General features: G+C 70.3%; 18 protein-coding genes. 7 read left to right on the top strand and 11 right to left on the bottom strand.

Annotated features, from left to right (window positions below):
- Entirely contained in the window at positions 1–729 is a 729-nt protein-coding gene (gene mtgA, locus GGQ59_RS06565; protein ID WP_246408512.1) for a monofunctional biosynthetic peptidoglycan transglycosylase, read from the top strand.
- Here the strand turns inward: mtgA and GGQ59_RS06560 are convergent.
- The 9 genes from GGQ59_RS06560 to GGQ59_RS06520 form a co-directional block, all read right to left on the bottom strand.
- Positions 718–1,098 (bottom strand): response regulator, encoded by a 381-nt coding sequence (locus tag GGQ59_RS06560; protein WP_183816988.1) that lies wholly within the window; start codon positions 1,096–1,098, stop codon positions 718–720. The genes mtgA and GGQ59_RS06560 overlap by 12 nt on opposite strands.
- Before the next feature lies 1 nt (position 1,099).
- On the bottom strand, positions 1,100–2,623 hold the full coding sequence (locus GGQ59_RS06555) for a PAS domain-containing sensor histidine kinase (protein WP_183816987.1): 1,524 nt from the start codon (positions 2,621–2,623) through the stop codon (positions 1,100–1,102).
- Positions 2,610–3,053: a MarR family transcriptional regulator gene (locus GGQ59_RS06550; RefSeq protein ID WP_183816986.1), complete on the bottom strand. Its 444-nt coding sequence runs from the start codon at positions 3,051–3,053 to the stop codon at positions 2,610–2,612. The genes GGQ59_RS06555 and GGQ59_RS06550 overlap by 14 nt, the downstream gene beginning before the upstream one ends.
- Before the next feature lie 93 nt (positions 3,054–3,146).
- Complete coding sequence (gene mnmC2, locus GGQ59_RS06545; RefSeq protein ID WP_183816985.1) at positions 3,147–5,012, bottom strand: tRNA (5-methylaminomethyl-2-thiouridine)(34)-methyltransferase MnmC2; 1,866 nt, start codon at positions 5,010–5,012, stop codon at positions 3,147–3,149.
- Positions 5,009–6,211, bottom strand: a complete 1,203-nt coding sequence (locus tag GGQ59_RS06540) for a lytic murein transglycosylase (protein WP_183816984.1) — start codon at positions 6,209–6,211, stop codon at positions 5,009–5,011. Before GGQ59_RS06540 ends, mnmC2 begins: the two co-directional genes overlap by 4 nt.
- A gap of 91 nt (positions 6,212–6,302) precedes the next feature.
- A complete protein-coding gene (locus tag GGQ59_RS06535) occupies positions 6,303–7,406 on the bottom strand; it encodes a serine hydrolase (protein ID WP_183816983.1) in 1,104 nt (367 codons plus the stop codon).
- Positions 7,403–8,887 (bottom strand): AMP nucleosidase, encoded by a 1,485-nt coding sequence (locus tag GGQ59_RS06530; RefSeq protein ID WP_183816982.1) that lies wholly within the window; start codon positions 8,885–8,887, stop codon positions 7,403–7,405. The genes GGQ59_RS06535 and GGQ59_RS06530 overlap by 4 nt, the downstream gene beginning before the upstream one ends.
- Positions 8,888–8,951: 64 nt before the next feature.
- Complete coding sequence (locus GGQ59_RS06525) at positions 8,952–9,119, bottom strand: hypothetical protein (protein ID WP_183816981.1); 168 nt, start codon at positions 9,117–9,119, stop codon at positions 8,952–8,954.
- Complete coding sequence (locus GGQ59_RS06520; RefSeq protein ID WP_183816980.1) at positions 9,116–10,096, bottom strand: alpha/beta hydrolase; 981 nt, start codon at positions 10,094–10,096, stop codon at positions 9,116–9,118. The genes GGQ59_RS06525 and GGQ59_RS06520 overlap by 4 nt, the downstream gene beginning before the upstream one ends.
- A 124-nt stretch (positions 10,097–10,220) precedes the next feature.
- Here GGQ59_RS06520 and recQ point away from each other — a divergent pair, with 124 nt between their 5' ends.
- Entirely contained in the window at positions 10,221–12,035 is a 1,815-nt protein-coding gene (recQ, locus tag GGQ59_RS06515) for a DNA helicase RecQ (protein ID WP_183816979.1), read from the top strand.
- 62 nt (positions 12,036–12,097) lie between these two features.
- On the top strand, positions 12,098–13,201 hold the full coding sequence (locus GGQ59_RS06510) for an ion channel (RefSeq protein ID WP_183816978.1): 1,104 nt from the start codon (positions 12,098–12,100) through the stop codon (positions 13,199–13,201).
- Between the two features lie 30 nt (positions 13,202–13,231).
- Here the strand turns inward: GGQ59_RS06510 and secA are convergent, their stop codons facing one another.
- Entirely contained in the window at positions 13,232–16,219 is a 2,988-nt protein-coding gene (gene secA / locus GGQ59_RS06505; RefSeq protein ID WP_183816977.1) for a preprotein translocase subunit SecA, read from the bottom strand.
- A gap of 246 nt (positions 16,220–16,465) precedes the next feature.
- Here secA and GGQ59_RS06500 point away from each other — a divergent pair, with 246 nt between their 5' ends.
- Positions 16,466–17,419 (top strand): peptidylprolyl isomerase, encoded by a 954-nt coding sequence (locus GGQ59_RS06500; protein ID WP_183816976.1) that lies wholly within the window; start codon positions 16,466–16,468, stop codon positions 17,417–17,419.
- Positions 17,416–17,829: an NUDIX domain-containing protein gene (locus GGQ59_RS06495; RefSeq protein WP_183816975.1), complete on the top strand. Its 414-nt coding sequence runs from the start codon at positions 17,416–17,418 to the stop codon at positions 17,827–17,829. Before GGQ59_RS06500 ends, GGQ59_RS06495 begins: the two co-directional genes overlap by 4 nt.
- Here the strand turns inward: GGQ59_RS06495 and GGQ59_RS06490 are convergent, their stop codons facing one another.
- Entirely contained in the window at positions 17,830–18,588 is a 759-nt protein-coding gene (locus tag GGQ59_RS06490) for a methyltransferase domain-containing protein (protein WP_221400916.1), read from the bottom strand. It lies immediately after the preceding gene.
- A 67-nt stretch (positions 18,589–18,655) separates the two neighbouring features.
- On the opposite strand from GGQ59_RS06490, the gene GGQ59_RS06485 reads away from it, so the two are divergent.
- Positions 18,656–19,489, top strand: coding sequence for a ComF family protein (locus GGQ59_RS06485; protein WP_221400915.1), 834 nt, complete (start codon positions 18,656–18,658; stop codon positions 19,487–19,489).
- Between the two features lie 57 nt (positions 19,490–19,546).
- Positions 19,547–19,804, top strand: a complete 258-nt coding sequence (gene grxC / locus GGQ59_RS06480; RefSeq protein WP_183816972.1) for a glutaredoxin 3 — start codon at positions 19,547–19,549, stop codon at positions 19,802–19,804.

Genomic DNA, 19,804 nt, shown 5'->3' with positions numbered 1-19,804 from the left:
TTGGCGAAGCGGGGCAGGGGGCGGCGCGGGCGCCGAGGGTCGCCCGTCTGGCGGGTTCTGAAGGGCGTTCTGCTCTTCGGCGTCGCCGCGATCGTCCTGTCGGTCCTGTGGGTCGCCGCGCACGCGTTCATCCCCGTCGGCCCGACCTCGTTGATGATGCTCCGTGCCCATCAGGGCCAGACGATCGAACGGCGATGGGTCCGGATCGAGGACGTCTCGCCCTACCTGGTCACGGCGGTCATCGCGGCTGAGGACACGAAGTTCTGCGCGCATCCCGGCTTCGACGTCGAGAACATCAAGAAGGCGATCGAAGAGGCGAAGGCCGGCCGGCGCATGCGCGGCGCGTCGACGCTTTCCCAACAGACGGCGAAGAACGTGTTCTTGTGGCCGGGCCGGGGCTGGGTCCGGAAGGGCCTCGAGGTCTGGTTCACCGGCCTGGAGGAACTCTTCTGGTCCAAGCGCCGGATCTTGGAAGTCTACCTCAACGTCGCCGAGTGGGGCGACGGTAACTTCGGTGCGGAGGCCGCGGCGAAGGCACGCTTCGGCAAGACGGCCCGCGAGCTGAACAAGGGCGAGGCGGCGCTCCTCGCCGCGGTCCTGCCGAACCCGGCGAAGTGGCGGGTCGACCCGCCGGGCCCCTACGTCCGTTCGCGTGCCGGAACGCTCCGCGCGCGCATGGATACGGTCCGCGCGCAAGGGCTCGATGGTTGCGTCCTCTCAGAGCTCTGAGCTCTTCTTTCCGAGCGTCGCCCGAACGGCGTTCAGCAACTCTTCGTCCTCGAAGGGTTTGTAGAGCACCGCGACAGCGCCGAGCGCGTCCGCCTTCGCCGTGACGCTCTCGAGGCTCCGCCCCGGCCCGCCCCCCGACATGACGATGAACGGGGCGCCGGACCGGGCCACCTCGGCCGCGAAGTCGAGCCCGTCCTCGCCGTCCATCCACACGTCCAGGATGCACAACGCCGTGTCGTCCGCCATCAACGCCTCGCGGGCCGCCGCGACCGTGCTCGCCCCCGTAGCGGCGTAGCCGGCGCGCTCGAGGACGAAGCGGACCGACTCTCCCACCGCCGGATCGTCGTCGACCACCAGAATGGCACTCATCTCACACCTCTCCTCGTTCCTCCCAGCGCTTCGGGCTCCCTTTCGGAACCCATATCGAAAAGGTGGACCCCTCGCCCGGGGCGCTGTCAACGGAAACGGTGCCGCCCCAACCCGTAACCAGGCCGAGGACGACGGGCAGGCCCAGCCCCGTGCCGCGTCCGGCGCTCTTCGTCGTGAAGAAGGGCTCGAAGGTATGCGTGGCGGTCGCCACGTCCATGCCTTCGCCCTCGTCGATGACGGCGACGAGGGCGAAGGGGCCGCTCGCCGTCGGCTGCACGAGGAGGTTCGCCGGCAAGGGTGCCTCGTCCTCCACCCGGATCAGGATGCGGCCCTTATGTGCCTGAGCCTCGGCCGCGTTGTTGAGCAGGTTGAGGAGCACTTGGCGGAACTCGGTCGCGACGAGGACGGCGGAGACCGCCCCCTCGGGCGGGTCGACGGCATAGGTCAGGCCACGCGGCGCGAGGTCTCGCGCCGTCTCCACCACCTCGTGCAGGAAGGGCCGCAGATCCTGCACCTTGCGCGGCTCGGCCTCGCCCCTCGCCATGAGGAGAGTACGCCGTAGGATATCGCCGGCGCTGCGTACCGCGTCGGCGATACGGCCCGCCAGGACGCCTCGGTCGACCTGGTCGGGGTCCTTGGCGAGCGCCCTCGCATAGACGCCGGCGGGGTGGAGGATGTTCGAGAGCTCGTGGGCCAGCGCGCCGGCGAAGTCGTTCAGCGCGCCGACCTTCTGCGTCTCGGCGAGGGTGCGTGCGAAGCGCTCCCGTTCTTGGGCGAGTGCCGCCTCGGCGCTGCGGTCGACGGCGATGATGAGGTAACGCCGAAGGTCTCCCCCATGCCCCAGGATCGGCCGGGTGAAGAGAAGCCAGCTAGTGCCTGCCAGGGGACCGATCGTGATGTCGAGCGGCCAGGCGTCGAGCGCCTCGCGGCGATCGAGGGCCCGGCGGATCGCGTCGGCGACCGCCTCGCCGGGCTTCGAGACGAGGACGTCGCCGGGCCCCTTGTTCAAGAAGGCCGTCCGCGGCAGGCCCAACCGCCTGGGCAGGTAGTCGTTGATGTAGGCGATCCGGCCGTCCGGTCCCTGGAGCGTCACGGAGAGCGGCAAACGATCGAGGATGGTGCGGAGCGTCGCTTCGGACTCTTCGAGGGCCCGGTCGGCCTCGATGAGATCGGAGTGGTCGTTCGCGATCAGGACGACGCGCGTGTCGCTGAGTGGTTTGGCCGTCCCTTCGAAGAACTTCGTCTCGCCGTCGGGCAGCCGCCAGCGGACCCAGCCGCGCCAGACCTGCCCGCCCCCGACGAGGTCTCGCCAGAGGGCGCCGCGCACCGCTTGGACCACCGCCTCGGAAGCGTCGAGCGTGAACCACGCCGCCTTAGAGGGCACGGCGTCCGGCGGAAGCTGGGTCTCGGCGAGGAAGGCCGGGGAGGCGGAGAGAAGGCGGCCCTCGCGGTCCGTCACCGCGTAGCCGATGCCCGCGTCGTCGAAGGCGCTCAAGATGTCGGCCGTCTGGTCAGACCGCTCCATTCCGGGCTTCCGTCATCGCGACCTGCACCTTGTCGAGCAGATCGCCGAGAAGGGCCAGCTCGTCGGACTCCAGCACCGAGAGGGCCGCGACGACGTCGAGCAGCGGGTCGCGCTGGAGGGCCGCTTGGCCAGCCTTTGTGAGGGAGAAGAGCACCGAGCGGCCATCGTGCCGGGCGGGCTCGCCGCGAATGAGTCCGCGGTCGAGGAGGGACTTCGCGGTCCTCGAGGCAGAGCCGGTCGTGTTGCCGAGGTAGCGAGACAAACCCATGACGGTCGACGCCCGCCGTCCCGCCCTTTGAAAGTACCGAAGGGCCGACCACTGCACGGCGTGCAGGTCATCGACCTCTCTCTTTTCGAGCACCTGCCGCGACAGCTGCGTCAAGATCTGCGCTACGCCTTGAGCCTGGCGCTCCTTGCCATCGACTTCCACGAACTCTCCCCTTCTTCGCCACGATCTAGCACGATCTGCTGTCAGGGGCAGGGGGAGGCGAACAAAGGTTTGACGAAGGCTACGAATAGGCACTCAGCCTCGTTCCGCATCACCTCGCTTCATGCGCCGCATGAGAAAGCGCGCGGGGTGCACACCGCTCGCCTCGCCCGCATCAAGGGGCGACGGTCCGCCCGTGATCAGGGCGCTGAGATGAGCGGCCAGCAGCGGCGCAGCCGACAGGCCTCGGCTGCCGAGGCCGCTCAGGACGAAGAGCCCCTCGGCGTAGGGCGGATCGGCATCGCCGACGCGGCCCGTGCGCAGGCCCTCGAACCGCTCGGCAAAGAGGGTGCGATCGAAGAGGGGCCCGGCGACGGGGTGGCGATCCGGCGTGACCGCGCGCTGCGAGGCGACCGCCGCCCGCCATCCGCTCGGGCGGCTGCCGAGCAGCGCCTCGCCGCGCGCCTCGTTCTCTTCGGTCGCGTCGGCGGACGGGGCCGGTCTCGCCCCGATCCGGCCGGGCGCGTAGGTCGCGCCGACCGCGACGCCGTCCTCATAGGGGGCGGCGTAGCCCCTTCCGGAGAGGACCCGGGCCGGGGCGGGGCCGCCGAAAAGGTCGATCTGCCCGTCCGAGGCGGAAAGTTCCGTATGCAACCCGCCGAGAGCCGCGGCGTCGGGACCGCACGCAACGACCGCGGCCGCGAAGGGCCCGTCTGCGCCGACGCGCCAGCCTCCCGCGCCGGCGGATAGCGTTCCTGTCCGTTCGAGGAGCGGGGTGTCCCCGATCAGTGCTCTGACGACCATGGCCGGCCGCAAGGCCGCAGCGCCATCCGCGCGGAGCCCTTCTCGTTCCAGGCGCAGCATCGCTTCCGGCCACAAGCCGGTCGCGATCGTCTTCGCCGCGCGGGCATCGTCCGCGGCGATGTCCGCCCCCCGCGTCGACAGAGCAGCGCTCGCCGCGTCCTCGTAGAGCGACAGGGCGTAGCGGTAGGCGTCGCGATAGAAGCGCGCCGCCCACCCGCCGCCCGCCTCCAAACGGGGCGTGACGAGCCCGACGGGGTTGCCCGACGCGCCCGAGGCGGCGCCGTTCGGATCGAAGAGGACGACCTCCCGCCCCGCCCGCCGAAGGTGCCAGGCGAGAGAGGCCCCCGCGATGCCCGCGCCGAGGATCGCGACGGGCCCTTCCGGCGCGGGGACGCCGAGCAGCGGGGTGAGGCGCAGGGGTGCGGGCACCGACTCCTCGCTCGGGCGGCGGAGAAGGCGGGCCCGGGTCATCTCGCGCTTGCGGCCGAAGCCGGGCGTCTTCTCGGTGTCGAAGCCCGCCGCCTGCAGCCCCCGCCGAACCGCCCCCGCCACGGTGAAGGTCGCAGCCGTCGCGCCGATGGCCGAACGGGCGCCGACGAGGCGCATGACCGCCTCCGACCACATGTCCGGGTTTCGCGAGGGCGCGAAGCCGTCGAGGAACCAGGCGTCGGCGCGCAGGAGCGCGCTCTGCAAGGAAGGCCGCACCTCTCCGAAGGAAAGGACGAGGTCGACCGCTTCGATGCGTAGCGCCGCCTGGCCGGGCACGGGGTCCGGATAGGCGGCAGCCAGAGCCCTCAGGACCGGCGCGGCTTCCGCCCAGCGCTCGGCCGCCTCTTCGGCGAGCGACCGGAACCGTTCGCGCGGAACCGGAAATCCTTCGACGGACCAGATGGCGAGCCTGCCGCGATCATGGTCCCGCCGGTAGAAGGCGAGGAGCGCGGCGGCGACGTTGAGGCCGGTGCCGAAGCCGAGTTCGCCGATGGTGAAGGTCTGACCTTCCCGCAGCGCCGCGAAGCGGCGGGGCAGGTCGTTGCCCTCGACGAAGACGTGCCAGGCTTCGGCGAAGCCGTCCGCGGCCGAGTAGTAGACGTCGCCGAAGCGCGATGAGCGCGGGGTGCCGTCCTCGACGGTGAGGTCGGCGGAGGGAAGGCTCGTCACGCCTCGAGGAGGCGTGCCAGCACCACGGCGGAGGCGTAGCCGTCGGCCGGCATGCCTTGATCCTTCTGCCAGGCGCGGAGCGCGGCGCGCGTGCCCGCGCCGACGATGCCGTCGACGGGACCGGGCGCGTAGCCCTTCTCGGACAGCGCCTGCTGCAGGGACTTGCGCTCGGCGAGGGTCAGCGGCCGGTCGTCGCGCGGCCAGTCCTGGGCGAGGCTCGTGTCGCGGCCCGCGACGGCGTCCGAGAGGAAGGAGACGCCGAGCGCGTAGGCGGTCGAGTTGTTGTAGCGCAGGATGGCGCGGAAGTTGTTGGTGATCGCGAAGGCGGGGCCGCGGGCGCCGGCGGGCAGGATGATCGAGATGCGCTCGTTGAGGTCGATGCGTTCGGAGACCGATCCCTTCGCCGCCTCGACGCCGAGCGCGAGCCAGTCGCCTGCGGTCCGCGCGTGCTTGGCGTCGGCATGGGCGAAGTCGAAGCCCGCGGGCAGCTTCACCTCGAAGCCCCAGGGCACGCCCTCGCGCCAGCCCGACTGCGCCAAGTAGTGCGCGGTCGAAGCGAAGACGTCGCCTCTGTCGGACCAGAGGTCCTTGTGCCCGTCGCCGTCATGGTCGACCGCATGCTCGATGTAGGTCGTGGGAATGAACTGCGTCTGTCCCATCGCGCCCGCCCAGGAGCCCTTGAGCTCGTCCCGGTCCGCCGCGCCCGACTGAAGAATCTTGAGGGCGGCGATCAGCTGCGTCCGGCCGAAGGACTGGCGGCGCCCCTGAAACCCGAGCGTGGCGAGGGCGGAGACGATGTCGTGGTCGCCCATGATGCGTCCATAGCTCGACTCCATGCCCCAGATCGCGACGACCACCTCGGCGGCGACGCCGTACTCGTCCTCGATCTTGGAAAGGAGCGCCTTCTCCGCCGCGTAGCCTTCCTGGCCGCCCTTGATCCGGGCGGCGGAGGTCGCGCCGTCGACATAGGCCCACATCGGGCGGTTGAACTCGGGTTGGTTGTCGTTGCGCTCGAGGATGACGGCCAGCGGCTGCGCCGTCGCCATCTCGCGGTCGTAAAGCGTAGGATCGACGCCCGCCGCGGCGGCGTCGATGCGGAACTGCTGGCGGAAGGTGTCGAAGTCGCTGTCGGCCTGTGCCCTGGCGGTAACCAGACCGAGCGCGAGAACGCTGATCGTGGCGGCGAGACGCTTCCTCATCCTATCGCCCTGTCTTGTTGCGAAGTTAACTCGTGCCCGAAACAAGGCTAACGGTTGGTTAGCGAAGACGCCAAATGACCGTTGTGCAGGGTTACCGAAGCGCCATGGTCACGGCCCTCAGGAGGGCGGTGGCGCGCGGATCGCCGACCAGGTGCGGCGACATCTTGTTGGGCACGTAGGCGAAGGACAACCCGCGGGCGGGGTCCGCCATGACGCAGGATCCGCCGAAGCCGTAATGGCCGACGGCGGTGGGGGAGCCGCCGAAGACGCCGAGCGTTTCCCGCATGACCCCGGCGCCCCAGGAAAGCTCGAAGGGCAGGACGCGGTCGGGACCGTGGACGCGCTCGGCGAGAGCGGCGCGCAGCGCCTCGTCCGTCGCGAACGGCTTCCCGCCCATTCGTCCGGTCGCGAAGACCTGCATCACCTCGGCGAGGCCGCGCGCGGTCGCGTGCATGTTCGACGCCGGGATCTCGGCGGCGAGCCAGGCGTCCCGATCGACGCCGGCGGGCGAGGACCAGGGCTCCAGGAAGGCGGCGCGGGTCTCGGGCGTGATCTCGCCGAGGTCGGGCGCCCGAGGCGGCTTCATCATCCGCGCGACGCGGCCGGCCGCCTCGCCGCGCACGCTGCAATGAACCTCGAGGCCGAGGGTGCGCAGGTGCTCGCCGATCGTGCGGCCCGTGGCGCGGCGCAGGACCTCGCCGGCGATGAAGCCGAAGGTCTGGGGGCCGTAGCCGCTCGCCGTGCCGGGCGGCCACATCGGTTCCATCTCGGCGAGGGCGGCGCAGGTGTCGTCCCAATCGAGCCAGATCGAGGGGTCCTTCGGCGCGGCGAAGCCGGGCAGTCCGGACTGATGGGAGAGCGCCTGGACGAGGGTGACGCTCTGCTTTCCGGCCCCGCCGAACTCGGGCCAGACCTCGCTGACGGGTGCGGCGTAATCGAGCGCGCCCTGCGAGACCGCGCCGAGGATCGCGGCGGAAAGGACCGCCTTGCCCGAGGAGTAGACGCAGGCGAGCGTGTCCTCCTCCCAAGGCGTCGTCTTCTGGCGGTCCTGATGGCCGCCCCACAGGTCCACGACTGGCTCGCCATCCACGATGACGCAGACGCCGGCGCCGAGGTCGTCTCCCGCCGCGAGGCTCGCTTCGAAGGCGTCGCGGACCCCTTCGAAGCGCGGATCCGTATGGCCGTGGGCGCTCACCGGAAGGGCGGCTCGTCGAAGCTGCGCAGCTTGCGGCTGTGAAGCGCGGAGGCCCCGTCGCGGCGAAGCATCTCGAGCGCCTCGATGCCGATCTTCATGTGCTCGCCGATGGCCCGCTCGTAGAAGCGGTTCGCGGCCCCGGGCAGCTTGATCTCGCCGTGCAGCGGCTTGTCCGAGACGCAGAGGAGCGTGCCGTAAGGTACGCGGAAGCGGTAGCCGTTCGCGGCCACCGTCGCGCTCTCCATGTCGATGGCGATGGCCCGGGCGTGGCCGAGCGTCCTGGCCTCGCGTTCGAAGCGCAGCTCCCAGTTCCGGTCGTCATGCGTGACGACCGTGCCCGTCCGTAGGCGGTGCTTGAGCGCCTTCGGCCCGTCGCCCGTGACCGTGCCCGCCGCCGCGGTCAGCGCGAGCTGGACCTCTGCGATGGCCGGGATCGGGATGTCCGGCGGCAGGTCGCGGTCGAGGACGTGGTCGCGCCGCAGGTAGGCGTGGGCGAGCACGTAGTCGCCGAGCCTTTGGGAGTGCCTGAGCCCACCGCAATGGCCGATCATGATCCAGCACTGCGGGCGGAGGACGGCGAGGTGGTCCGTGATCGTCTTCGCGTTGGACGGCCCGACGCCGATGTTGACGAGGGTGATCCCCTGACCGCCCGGCGCCGTCAGGTGGTAGGCCGGCATCTGGTGGCGCCGCCACGGGCTCGACTGGACCTTGCGGACCGCATCCTTGGTGTCCGCCGAGACCCGCGTGCCGCCCGGCGCGACGAGCTCCTTGTAGTCCGCGCCGACGCCGTTCTTCGACTGAAGCCGCTCGACCGCCAGCTCCACGAACTCGTCCATGTATCGGTGATAGTTCGTGAACAGAATGAACTGCTGGAAGTCTTCGGGCTCGGTCCCCGTATAGTGGCGCAGGCGCTGCAGCGAGTAGTCCGTGCGCAGCGCGGGAAAGAGCGCCAGCGGCTTGGGCTGCGGCTCGTCCACGGCGAGGAGCGAGGTCGTCGCCCAGTCCCCATTGGCGATCCCGTCGTCGATGGAGGCGAGGTCCGGCGTCGGGAAGATCCGCGCGAGCTCGGAGGGCGGCACGGCCTCGACGTCGACCCCGCTCGCCGATTCGAGGACGTAAGGGTAGGGAATGTCTTCCCGGGACGGGCCGACGGACACTTCGACTTCGTACCGGCCCATCAGCATGCCGATCTGCTCGCACAAATAGTCCCTGAACAAGGCGGGCCGGGCGATGTTGGTCTGATAGGTGCCGGGCGATTCGAACTTGCCGAAGGCCGAGGAAAGCGGCGGCACGGCGGTGCCGGGCGCGTACTCCATGCGAAGCGCGGGGTAGGCGAAGTCGAACGGGGCGGGGGCCGGCTGGGTGCCGTCCCGGACGAAAGCCTCGAAGGCGCGGCGCAGCCGTCCGGCGCTCGCCTCGTAGCGCGTGATCAGCGCTTCGACGGCCTCGTCCGGCGTTTTGACGGTCGTCCAGTCCGACATGAAACCTCTCTTCGCGGTCCCGCGGCATCGCAGATGCGGGCGGCGGTTTCAACGCAGGAGGTGCTCAGGGCGTCCAGACCGGCCCCTCGGGCAGCCTGTCGAGGTCGGCTTTGTCCTCCTCGGCGAGGATCCGCCGGATGGTCCGCAGGATCTCTTCGATGGGGGGCTCCTCGAGGGTGCGCCCGTCTCCCGGCGAGCGCTTCTTCGGCGCGGACTGGTCCGCCTCGTTCATTCCAGCTTCTCTGCGAGCCACTGCGCCATCTTCAGGTTCGCCGCCGTCGCGATCGGCAGGTCCGGCAGCGCGTTGAAGGCGTGGATCCCGCCCGGATAGATCGCGAGTTCGGCCTCGTTCCCCGCCGTCGTCCAACGGGACGCCATGAACAGCGTGTCGTCGATCAGCGGGTCGAGCGTGCCGCAGGTGAAGAGGGCGGGGCAGAGACCCGAGACGTCGGCGTAGAGGGGCGAGAGGTCGGGGTCGCGCTTATCCATTTGAGAGAACTGCGCGGCCGGCAGCAGCTGCTCGCCGAACCACGCCATGATCGGCCCCGAGATGATTAGGTTCCGGTCGCCCCAACGCTTGGCGGACGGGGTCAGCGCCATGTCGTAGACGCCGTAGACGAGGTTCGCGCCCGAGAAGGGCGTAAGGCCGTGCCGGTGCTTCAGCCGCAGCAGGGTCACCGCCGACAGATGCGCGCCCGCGCTCTCTCCGCCGATGAGCAGCCTGTCCGTCCCGAACAGGTCCGCCGCGGCGCCCTGCGCCAGCCACAGCGCCGCCGCCTCGCAGTCGTCGGCGGGGGCGGGCCAGCGGTTCTCGGGCGCGAGGCGGTACTCGACCGAGACGACGCCGATCCGAAGCCCCTGCGCCATCATGGCGAGACCCTGGTCCTGGCTGTCGGCGGTGCCGATGACGTGCCCGCCGCCGTGAATGTGCAGGTAGACGCCGCGAAGCGCGCCGTCGGGACGGAAGACCCTGACCGGCACGTCGAGGCCGAGCGCGCTCGCCGTCTCCCACCGCGCCATCTCGTGGGCGGGCTGCTTGCCGAGGAGACCCTGACCGTCGCCGCGCGTCGCCCGCACCGTCTCGGGGCCGAGCTCGATGATGGTGGGCTGCTCCTTCAGGATCGCCTCGACCCGCTCGTTCGTCGCGCGGGTCTCCGGCGCGATCGCGTCCTCGGTGAAGAGCGCCGGGTCGATCGTGATGGGGGCCATTCGCGAATCCTCCTAGGCGGCTCAGACGATGTAGCGATCAGGTCCGTAAGACCCTAACGCCCTTCACACTTGCGGCGGGCGCGCCGGTCTGATTCACCCGCCCTCCGGGCAGAAGGAGCAGAGGATGGGGCAGGCGGCGATGGCTGAGACGGCGCAGACCGGAAAGCTCGCCGCGCTCGAAGCCGCCTTCGGCTTCGGTGCCTTCCGTCCCGGCCAGGAGGCCATCGTCGACTGCCTCCTCGAAGGGCGCGACGTCCTCGCCGTCATGCCGACGGGCGCGGGCAAGTCGCTCTGCTTCCAGCTTCCGGCGGTCATGTCGGAAGGCTTCGCGGTCGTCGTCAGCCCGCTCATCGCGCTGATGGAGAACCAGGTCGCGCTCCTGCGGTCCTTCGGGATCGAGGCCGGCATGATTCACTCCGGCAGAGACCGGACAGAGAGCGTCGCCGACTGGAAGGGCGCGCTCGAGGGCCGGGTGAAGCTCCTTTACATGAGCCCCGAGCGCCTCGCGACGCAGAGGATGCAGGACGCGCTCGCCAAGGCGCCCGTCTCGATGTTCGTGATCGACGAGGCGCACTGCATCAGCCAGTGGGGCCATGACTTCCGGCCCGAATACATGGCGCTCGGCGAGCTCAAGAAGATCCATCCCGGCGTGCCGGTCGCGGCGTTCACGGCGACGGCGGACGACCAGACCCGGTCGGACATGGTCGACCGCATCTTCCACGGCGACGTCCAGGTCTTCATCGGCGGCTTCGACCGGCCGAACATCGCCGTCACCGTCGAGGAGAAGTCCCGCGCGGACGCCCGCGTGGTGGAACTCGTCGGCGAGCGGCGCGGCGCCCAGGGGATCGTCTACTGCCTCTCGCGCAAGGGGACGGAGGCCGTCGCTGAGAAGCTGCAGGAGGCGGGGCACAACGCCGTCGCCTATCACGCGGGGCTGTCGGACGAGGACCGGGGGCAGATCCTCGACCGCTTCATCTCGGAAGCGGACCTCGTCGTCTGCGCGACGATCGCCTTCGGCATGGGGATCGACAAGCCGGACATCCGCTACGTCATCCACCGCGACCTGCCCTCGAGCCCCGAGGCCTACTATCAGGAGATCGGCCGGGCGGGGCGGGACGGACAGCCCGCGGAGGCGATCCTCCTCTTCGGCTATGGCGACCTCAAGTTCCGCCGCAAGATGATCGACGAGTCGGGCGCGCCCGAAGCGGTCAAGCGGGCCGAGCGGCGAAAGCTCGACGCCCTCATCGCCTATTGCGACGCGCATGAGTGCCGGCGGAACGTGCTCCTCGCCTATTTCGGCGAGCGGCACTCCGAGCCTTGCGGGAACTGCGACGTCTGCCGCGAGCCGCCGGAGGCCGTGGACGGGACGGAGGCGGCGGACCTCATCCTCACCGCCGCCGCGCAGACGGGCGAAGTCTACGGGCAGAACCACCTGATCGACATCGTGCGGGGCGAGGAGACCGAGAAGGTCCTCAAAGCCCGCCACGACGACCTCGCCGTCTTCGGACGCGGGGCGAAGCGAACGGGCGCCCAGTGGCGCGGCGTCGTCCGGCAGCTCTTCGCGCAAGGGCTCATCGACGTCGCGGGCGAGTACTCCTCCGTCGTCCTGACCCCGGCGGGCAAGGAGGTCGTGCGCGGCGAGCGCGAAGTCGCCCTCAAGAAGGATCGCCCGACGAAGAAGACCGCGCGGGCGCAGCGCACCGCCGCCCAGATGCCCGACGACGTCAACCGCGAGCTCCTCCAGCGCCTCAAGGACAAGCGCCTCGAGCTCGCCAAGGCCCGCGGCGCCCCGGCCTTCACCGTCTTCTCGGACCGCACCCTCATCGACATGGCCGTGCGCCAGCCCACGACCAAGGAGGAGCTTCTGTCCGTCTACGGCGTCGGCATGCGCAAGGCGGAGGAGTACGCCGAGCACTTCCTGCCGGTGATCGCGGGGTAGGGGCAGGCTCTCAGTCGCAGCCGCGATAGGAACCAGGCGGCGGCTGCGCCCATTACCTGCCCATGCCGCGCAGATCCTTCCTCTTCGCCCTCGCGGCGGCGCTCGGCGTCGCCCTGTCCGTCCTCGTGCCCGCCGCGGCGCAGAGCCTCGTGCCTGCCGCAGGGCCGGTCGTGCGGAGCGACGCGCCCTTGCGCGTCGGCATCGTAGAGCGGCCCCCCTTCGCGTCCAAGGACGAGAGCGGCAGCTGGCAGGGGCTCGCGGTCAACCTCTGGCGCACGGGCGCGGAGAAGATGGACGCGGACTACGCCTTCGTGGAGCTTTCGGAGGGCGAGATCGCCGACGCCGTCTCGTCCGGCCGTGTCGACGTCGCGCTGCCGGTCTATGCGAGCGAGGAGCAGGCGGCAAAGGCCGACCTCGTCTTTCCCTTCTACACCGCGACCCTCGGCATCGCGGAGCGCCGCTCGTCGGGCGTCGTGAAGACGGCGACGAGCCTCTTCTCCTGGCAGTTCCTTCGCATCATCCTCTACCTCTCGGCGCTCCTCCTCGTCGTCGGCGCGCTCATCTGGCTCCTCGAGCGGCGCGGCAACGAGGAGCAGTTCGCGCGCTCTCCGGTCAGGGGCCTCGGCGACGGCTTCTGGTGGGCGGGCGTGACGCTCACCACCATCGGCTATGGCGACAAGGCGCCCGCGACGCTGCCCGGCCGGGCCGTCGCCATGCTGTGGATGCTGATCGGCCTCGCGGTCAGCGCGTCGCTGACGGCCGCCGTCGTCTCGGCCGCGGGAACGAGCTCAGGCCCGCCCGACGACGTCGCGGCCTATATTGGCGACAAGAGCGTCGGCATCGTGGAGGGGTCGACCAGCGCTGCCTACCTGCGCAGCAGCGGCGTCGAGCCGAAGGGCTACGCGAACTTGAGCGAGGGCCTGAACGCCGTCGCGGACGGAGAGATCGACCTCTTCGCCCACGCCGCGCCCGCGCTCCTCTCGGCGAAGGAGAAGGAGAGCCTGAACGTCCGCGTCACCCGAACGCTCGCCGACCCGATCTTCGTCACCATGGCGCTGCCGGAGGGGTCGGCCCTGGCCGAGCCGCTGGAGCGCTACGTCATCGAGCGGACGACGAGCCAAGCTTGGTGGCAGCACGCCGACAGGTGGATTCCCGAGCGGCGGTAGGACGGTCTTGGAAGGACCGCCCTAAGAACCTCACTCCGCCGCCTGGCTCGCCTCGCTGCCGTGGCAGTGCTTGAACTTCCGGCCCGAGCCGCAGGGGCAGGGGGCGTTGCGGCTGACGCGGCCCCAGGTGCCGGGGTCGTCCGCGCGGACCTGCTGCTGCATGCGCTGGGCCCGGATCGAGGAGGCGCCCGCCGACTGGCCGTAGCTTCGGCGGGGGGCGTCGGGGTTTCCGTGGCCCGCGTCGTTCTCGCCGGTCGTCGCATCGACGTGGACGGCCTTCATCTTCGAAGGGTCGAGCTGTCCGCGCGCCTGAAGCTCCTGGATCAGGCGGCGCGCCTCTTCGATGTCGAGCTTCGGCCGCCCGCCGGGTGCGCCCGGCATGCCGCCCTCCGCGCCCGCAGGCTCCTGGCGGCGGACCTGCACGTGGTACAGGGCTTTGGTCACGTCGCGGCGCAGGCCGTCGAGCAGGAGCTCGAAGAGGCCGAAGGCCTCGGTCTTGAACTCGTTGAGGGGGTCGCGCTGCCCCATGCCGCGCAGGCCGACGACCGAGCGCAGGTGGTCGAGCTGCTGCAGGTGCTCGCGCCAGTTCCGGTCGATCGTCTGCAGGAGGAGCTGCTTCTCGATGCGTTGGCTGAGATCCTCGCCGAACTCCTCGCGCCGCTCCGCGGCCCGCGCTTCGGCCGCTTCCTTGATCCGGTCCTGGATCTCGGTGTCGGCGACGCCTTCCTCTTCGGCCCACTCTTCCATCGGCAGGTCGATGCCGAAGACCTCGCGGACCTCTTCGCGCAGGCCCACCATGTCCCAGCGCTCGGCGTAGGACTTCGCGGGCACGTGGGTCGCGACCATGTCCTCGATCAGCGTCTCGCGCATGTCCGCGACGATGTCGTCCACGCGCTCCGCCGACATGAAGTCGATGCGCTGCTCGAAGATCGCCTTGCGCTGGTCGTTCATGACGTCGTCGTATTTGAGGACGTTCTTGCGCATGTCGAAGTTGCGCTGCTCGATCTTCTTCTGCGCGTTCTCGACGGCCTTGGTGAACCAGGGGTGCTCGATCGACTCGTCGGGCTGAATGCCGAAGCGCTTCAGCATCTTCTCCATCCCCGTACCGAAGATCCGCATCAGGTCGTCTTCGAGGCTGAGGAAGAACTTCGTCGTCCCGGGGTCGCCCTGACGGCCTGAGCGGCCGCGGAGCTGGTTGTCGATCCTCCGGCTCTCGTGCCGCTCTGTCGCGAGGACGTAGAGGCCGCCCGCCTTGAGCGCGATCTTCTTCTGCTCGCGGATGCGCGCCTCGATCTCGGCGCGCTTGGAAGCGATCGTCTCGGCGTCGTCCTCGTCGGAGAGGTGGGTCATGATCTCCATGTCCACCGAGCCGCCGAGCTGAATGTCGGTGCCGCGCCCCGCCATGTTGGTCGCGATCGTCACGGCGCCGGGCTCGCCGGCCCGGGCGACGATCTCCGCCTCCTGCTCGTGGAAGCGGGCGTTCAGCACGTTGTGCGGGACGGGGATCGGACGGCGCGCGATCGCCTCCATCTCGTCGGCGAGCTTCGCCAGGCGCTCTCTTTCGTCCGCGTTCTTCTTGTTGTCCTTGAGGTCGTCCATCTGCTTGCGCAGGACGCCCGCGCTCTCGCGCCAGAACTTCTTGTCGGAGAGGAGGCGGGAGAGGTGCTCGGACTTCTCGATCGACACCGTGCCGACGAGGACGGGCTGGTTGCGAAGGTGGCAGTCCGCGATCTGCCGCGCGATGGCGTGGTACTTCTCGCGCGCGCCCAGATACAGCTCGTCGTCGAGGTCTTCCCGCGCGATCGGCTTGTTGGTCGGGATCTCGAGGACGTTGAGCTTGTAGATGTCGGCGAACTCGCCCTCCTCGGTGAGGGCCGTGCCGGTCATGCCCGACAGCTTCTCGTAGAGGCGGAAGTAGTTCTGGAAGGTGATGGACGCGAGCGTGACGTTCTCCGGCTGGATCTTCGCGCCTTCCTTCGCCTCGACCGCCTGGTGCAGGCCGTCGGACCAGCGGCGGCCCTCCATCATCCGGCCGGTGAACTCGTCGATGATGACGACCTTGTCGTCCTTGAGGATGTAGTCCTTGTCGCGCTGGAACAGCTTGTGGGCGCGCAGCGCGTTCTGGAGGTGGTGGACGATCGAGACGTTCTGCGCGTCGTAGAGCTGATCGCCTTCGATCATCTCCTTCTCCTGCAGAAGGTTCTCGATGAACTCGTTGCCTTCCTCGGTGAACTGCGCGGAGCGCTGCTTCTCGTCGACCTCGTAGTGCTCTTCGGAGAGGTGCGGGATCAACGCGTCGATCGCGACGTAGAGCTCGGACTTGTCCTCGGTCGGCCCCGAGATGATGAGCGGCGTCCGCGCCTCGTCGATCAGGATCGAATCGACCTCGTCGATCAGCGCGTAGGCATGGCCGCGCTGGACCATGTCCTCGATGCGCTGCTTCATGTTGTCGCGAAGGTAGTCGAAGCCCAGCTCGTTGTTCGTCGCGTAGGTGATGTCGCAGGCATAGGCCGCGCGCCGCTCGGCGTCGCCGAGCTCGTTGAAGATGATCCCGGTCGTCAGGCCGAGGGCGCCGTAGACCTTGCCCATCCACTCCGCGTCGCGCTTGGCGAGGTAGTCGTTGACCGTGACGACGTGGACGCCGCGGCCGGTCAGCGCGTTGAGGTAGGCGGGCAGCGTCGCGACCAGCGTCTTGCCCTCGCCGGTCTTCATCTCGGCGATGTTCCCGCCATGCATGGCCATGCCGCCGATCAGCTGCACGTCGTAGGGCCGCATGCCGAGCGCGCGGTCGGCCGCCTCGCGGACGAGGGCGAAGGCTTCGATCAGAAGGTCGTCCAGCGTCTCGCCCTCTTGGAAGCGGCGCTTGAACTCCTCGGTCTTGTCCTTGATGCCCTGGTCGGACAGGGCCTTCATCTCGTCCTCCAACTCCCCGATCTTCTTGGCTTTTCGGTACATCGGCTTGAGCCGACGGTCGTTTGCGGACCCGAAGAGGCGGGAAGCGAAAGAGGTGTTTGCCATTATGTGAATGCCTTCGAGGCTGTCCGGGGGCGGGGGAGGCGCGCCCCTTGCAAGCCCCCGGCCGAAGCCTCTGCCGGGCCCGGCCAAGCTGCGGGCAGGCGCAGCGTCACCCCCGTTTCCCGAGAGGGGAATCCGAGGTGGCGGTCAGATAGGAAAGGGCCGGGGGACTGTCAAACGACAGCCGAGTCAGAAACGCTTGGGGGCCGGGGGGCCGTGAGCTAGGGAGGCCTTCGGGTTGAGGCGGTGATGACCGAGCAGCATCCGAGAACACAGAGCGCCGGTGGGATAGCCTTCTTGGGCCGCCTGCCGCTTCGCGCGGAGGGCCGCGTCTTGGGCGCCGGCCTCCTCGCCCTCGTCGTCGCGGGGGCGCTCGCCTACGGCGCGACGGGCGGGAACGTCCTTCCGCTTCGCGGGCCTGCGCCCGCCCTGAGCGAAGCGACGCCGGAGGACCCCGTTCTCGTCGCCGTCGGCGCCGTGCCGATTCGCCTTTCCGACGCGCGCGCGCAGGCCGGGCCCGAGGGGCGCGACGCGAGCCCGACCGCGCTCTTGCGCGAAGGCTACGTCGAGGATGCGGCCGAACAACTCACCCTCGCCATGGCGGCCGAGGCCGACGGCCTCGACCAGGCGCTCGAGGTCCGCGCGGCCCTGGCGCTCGCGCGGCGCCGGGTGCTTGCCGAGGCCTATCTCGACCTCGCCGTGCAGGAAGCGGCTTCCGACGAGAAGGTCCGCGCGGCCTACGACGCCGAGGTCGCGGCGCTGGACGGCGAGCAGCGCGTCGCCGCCGCGCACATCCTCGTCTCCAGCGAGGAGGAGGCCGCGGACCTTCGCGCCCGGATCGAGCGGGGGGCGAGCTTCTCCGAACTCGCCCAGCGCCAATCCCTCGACATGGACACGCGCGGCGAGGGCGGCAGCTTCGGCATGGTTCCGCTCGCCGATCTGCCGGGCGCGGTCCGCGACGCCGCCCAGTCCCTGCCGATCGGTGCCGTCTCGGACCCGATCGAGGGCGAGGGCGGCTGGCACCTGGTCCGCATAGACGCCCGCAACGCCGTCCGCATTCCGCCCTTCGAGGAGCGCGCGCCCGAGATCGCCGCCCGCCTGCGCGAGCAGGCGATGCGCCGCGCCGCCGAGACCGCGCGCCTCAAGGCGCAGATCACGCGCGTGGCGGGGGACGAGGTGCGAGAGGCCCGGGCGGGCCAGTGACGCCGATCCCGCCGCTCCTCGTCGTCTGCGCCGCGCTGATCGACGCCGATGGCCGCGTGCTCCTGACGCGGATTCCCGACGGCAAGCCCTATGCGGGGGCCTGGGAGTTTCCCGGCGGCAAGGTCGAGCCCGGGGAGGCGCCCGAATCGGCGCTTATCCGAGAACTCGAAGAGGAGCTCGGCATCGCGACCGAGGAGAGCTGCCTCGCCCCGCTCGCCTTCGGCACGGACACGAGCGGGGGGCGCTCGCTCGTCCTCCTGGCCTATGCCTGCCGGAAATGGCGGGGCTTCCCCGCCCCGCGCGAAGGTCAGACGCTGTCCTGGACCCTGCCCGGCAAGCTCCTCGGCCACGACACGCCGCCCGCCGACAAGCCGATCGCGGCCGCCGTGCGGGACCTTCTGACCGGCTGATCAGTGCCCCTTTACGGCCTCGGCCAGCGAGGCCCTCGCGCTGCCGGGCTTCAGCGGCTTGGGCTGGCTTTCGTGCGGCGCCCAACCCGTCAGCGCGACGAGGTCGAAACTGGCCGGCACGCCGTCCTCGTCCGCGAGCCCCGCATAGGCCGTCATCGCTGCTGCCAGCACGTCGCGGCGCAGGGCGCCCTTCGGTCCCGCAGCGAGCGTGCTCGTCTCTCCCATGGCGCGGAGGTCCGCGAGGAGCCTGAGCGGATCGCCGTATCGCACCGGCACGTTGACGGTATCCGCGACCGGCAGGGCGAAACCGGTGCGCTGAAGCAGACCCCCGCCGTCCCTGACCGCGACCATCGGCGAGACGCGCGGGGCGACCCGGCCCGTCACCCCGGCTTCGGCGGCCTGCAGAACCCCCCGCAGCTCGTGCAGCGTCCTCTCTCCGGGGAAGAGCGCGACGAGGAGACCGTCGGGCTTCAGGACCCGCCGCGCCTCCAGCAGCGCGCGCGGCAGGTCGTCCGCGGCGTGGAGCGAGAAGACGGAGGCGACGAGGTCGAAGCTTCGGTCTTCGAAGGGCAGGGCCTCCGGTGCCGCCTCGACGGGATCGGGCGCGCCGAGCGCGCGCAGGAGGCGCGCCGACTCCCCCGCCACCACGGCCTCGCCCACCCCGGCAGCAGGGGTCAGCGCCTCGAGGACGGCCGGCGCTCCGGGCCCGTAGAGGAGGGCGCGCGGAAAGTCCTTCAGCACCGTTTCGAGTCGGTCCACGACTTCTTCGGCGGCGCGCCTATGAAGGAAGTCGGCGCCGGCTACGCTCGATGCGGCGCGGCCGAGCTTGGCGCGACGGGCGCTGGCGGAGAAGATCGAGGGGCGGGGCGAAGACATGGAGAGGCCGGAGGCAGCGTACCCGCCACATGGCCCTGCCAGAGCGTTCGGCCAAGCCGGTCGGCGTCTCCTCGACCTCGTCTACCCGCCCGTCTGCCCGCTGACAGGCGAGGCGGTGACGAGCCACGGGGCCTTCTCGGCGGCCGCCTGGGCGCGGGCGGAGATGATCGCACCGCCCTGGTGCGATGCCTGCGGCCTGCCCTTCGCCCTGACCGATCCGGCCGCGCCGCTCTGCATGGCTTGCGCCGCGACGACCGGCTTCCCGGGGCGGCTGACGGGCAAGGGCCGGCTCGACCGCCTCCGCTGCGCCCTGCGCTACGACGAGGAGAGCGCGCCGCTCATCCTCGCGCTCAAATACGGCGACCGGCACGATGGCGTACCGGCCCTGGCTCGCCTCCTCGCCCGCTGCGGGGAGGAGCTTCTGACGACGGGGGTGACGCTCGTTCCCGTGCCGCTCCATCGGCGCCGTCTCGCCGCGCGGCGCTACAATCAGGCGGCCCTGCTGACGGGCGCTCTTTCGAAGCTCACCGGCCTGCCGCACGACGCCCGCCTCCTTGCCCGGTTGAAAGCGACACCGAAGCAGAAGGGCCTGAGCCCCGCCGCCCGCCGCCGGAACGTCGCGGGTGCCTTCGCGGCGCGGCGCGGCGCCGAGGCGGGGCGCTTCGTCCTCGTCGACGACGTCCTGACTTCCGGTGCGACGCTTCTTTCCTGCGCCCGGGCGCTCAGGCGGGCCGGCGCAGCTGAGGTGACGGCCCTGACCCTCGCGAGGGTGGTCCGCGGCTGAACGCCTCGCTACGCACGGTGTTCGCGCCTCGAACCCCCTTAACGCAAAGGACCGCGCATGAAGCCCGTCACCCTCTACACCAAGGCGTTCTGCCCTTACTGCGCCCGTGCCGAGAAGCTGCTGAAACAAAAAGGCGTGGACTTCACCGACATCCCCGCCGCCTTCGACCGCGAGAAGAAGGCCGAGATGGTGCAGCGCTCGGGTGGCCGGGCGACCTTCCCGCAGATCTTCATCGGCGACACGCATGTGGGCGGGTACGACGACCTCTACGCGTTGGACCAAGCGGGCAAGCTCGACCCGATGCTGGCGGACTGA

The organism is Parvularcula dongshanensis (assembly GCF_014199615.1).
Lineage (GTDB): Bacteria > Pseudomonadota > Alphaproteobacteria > Caulobacterales > Parvularculaceae > Parvularcula > Parvularcula dongshanensis.
The sequence above is the reverse complement of the archived record's forward strand: the minus strand, read 5'-3'. Positions and strand labels throughout refer to the sequence as shown.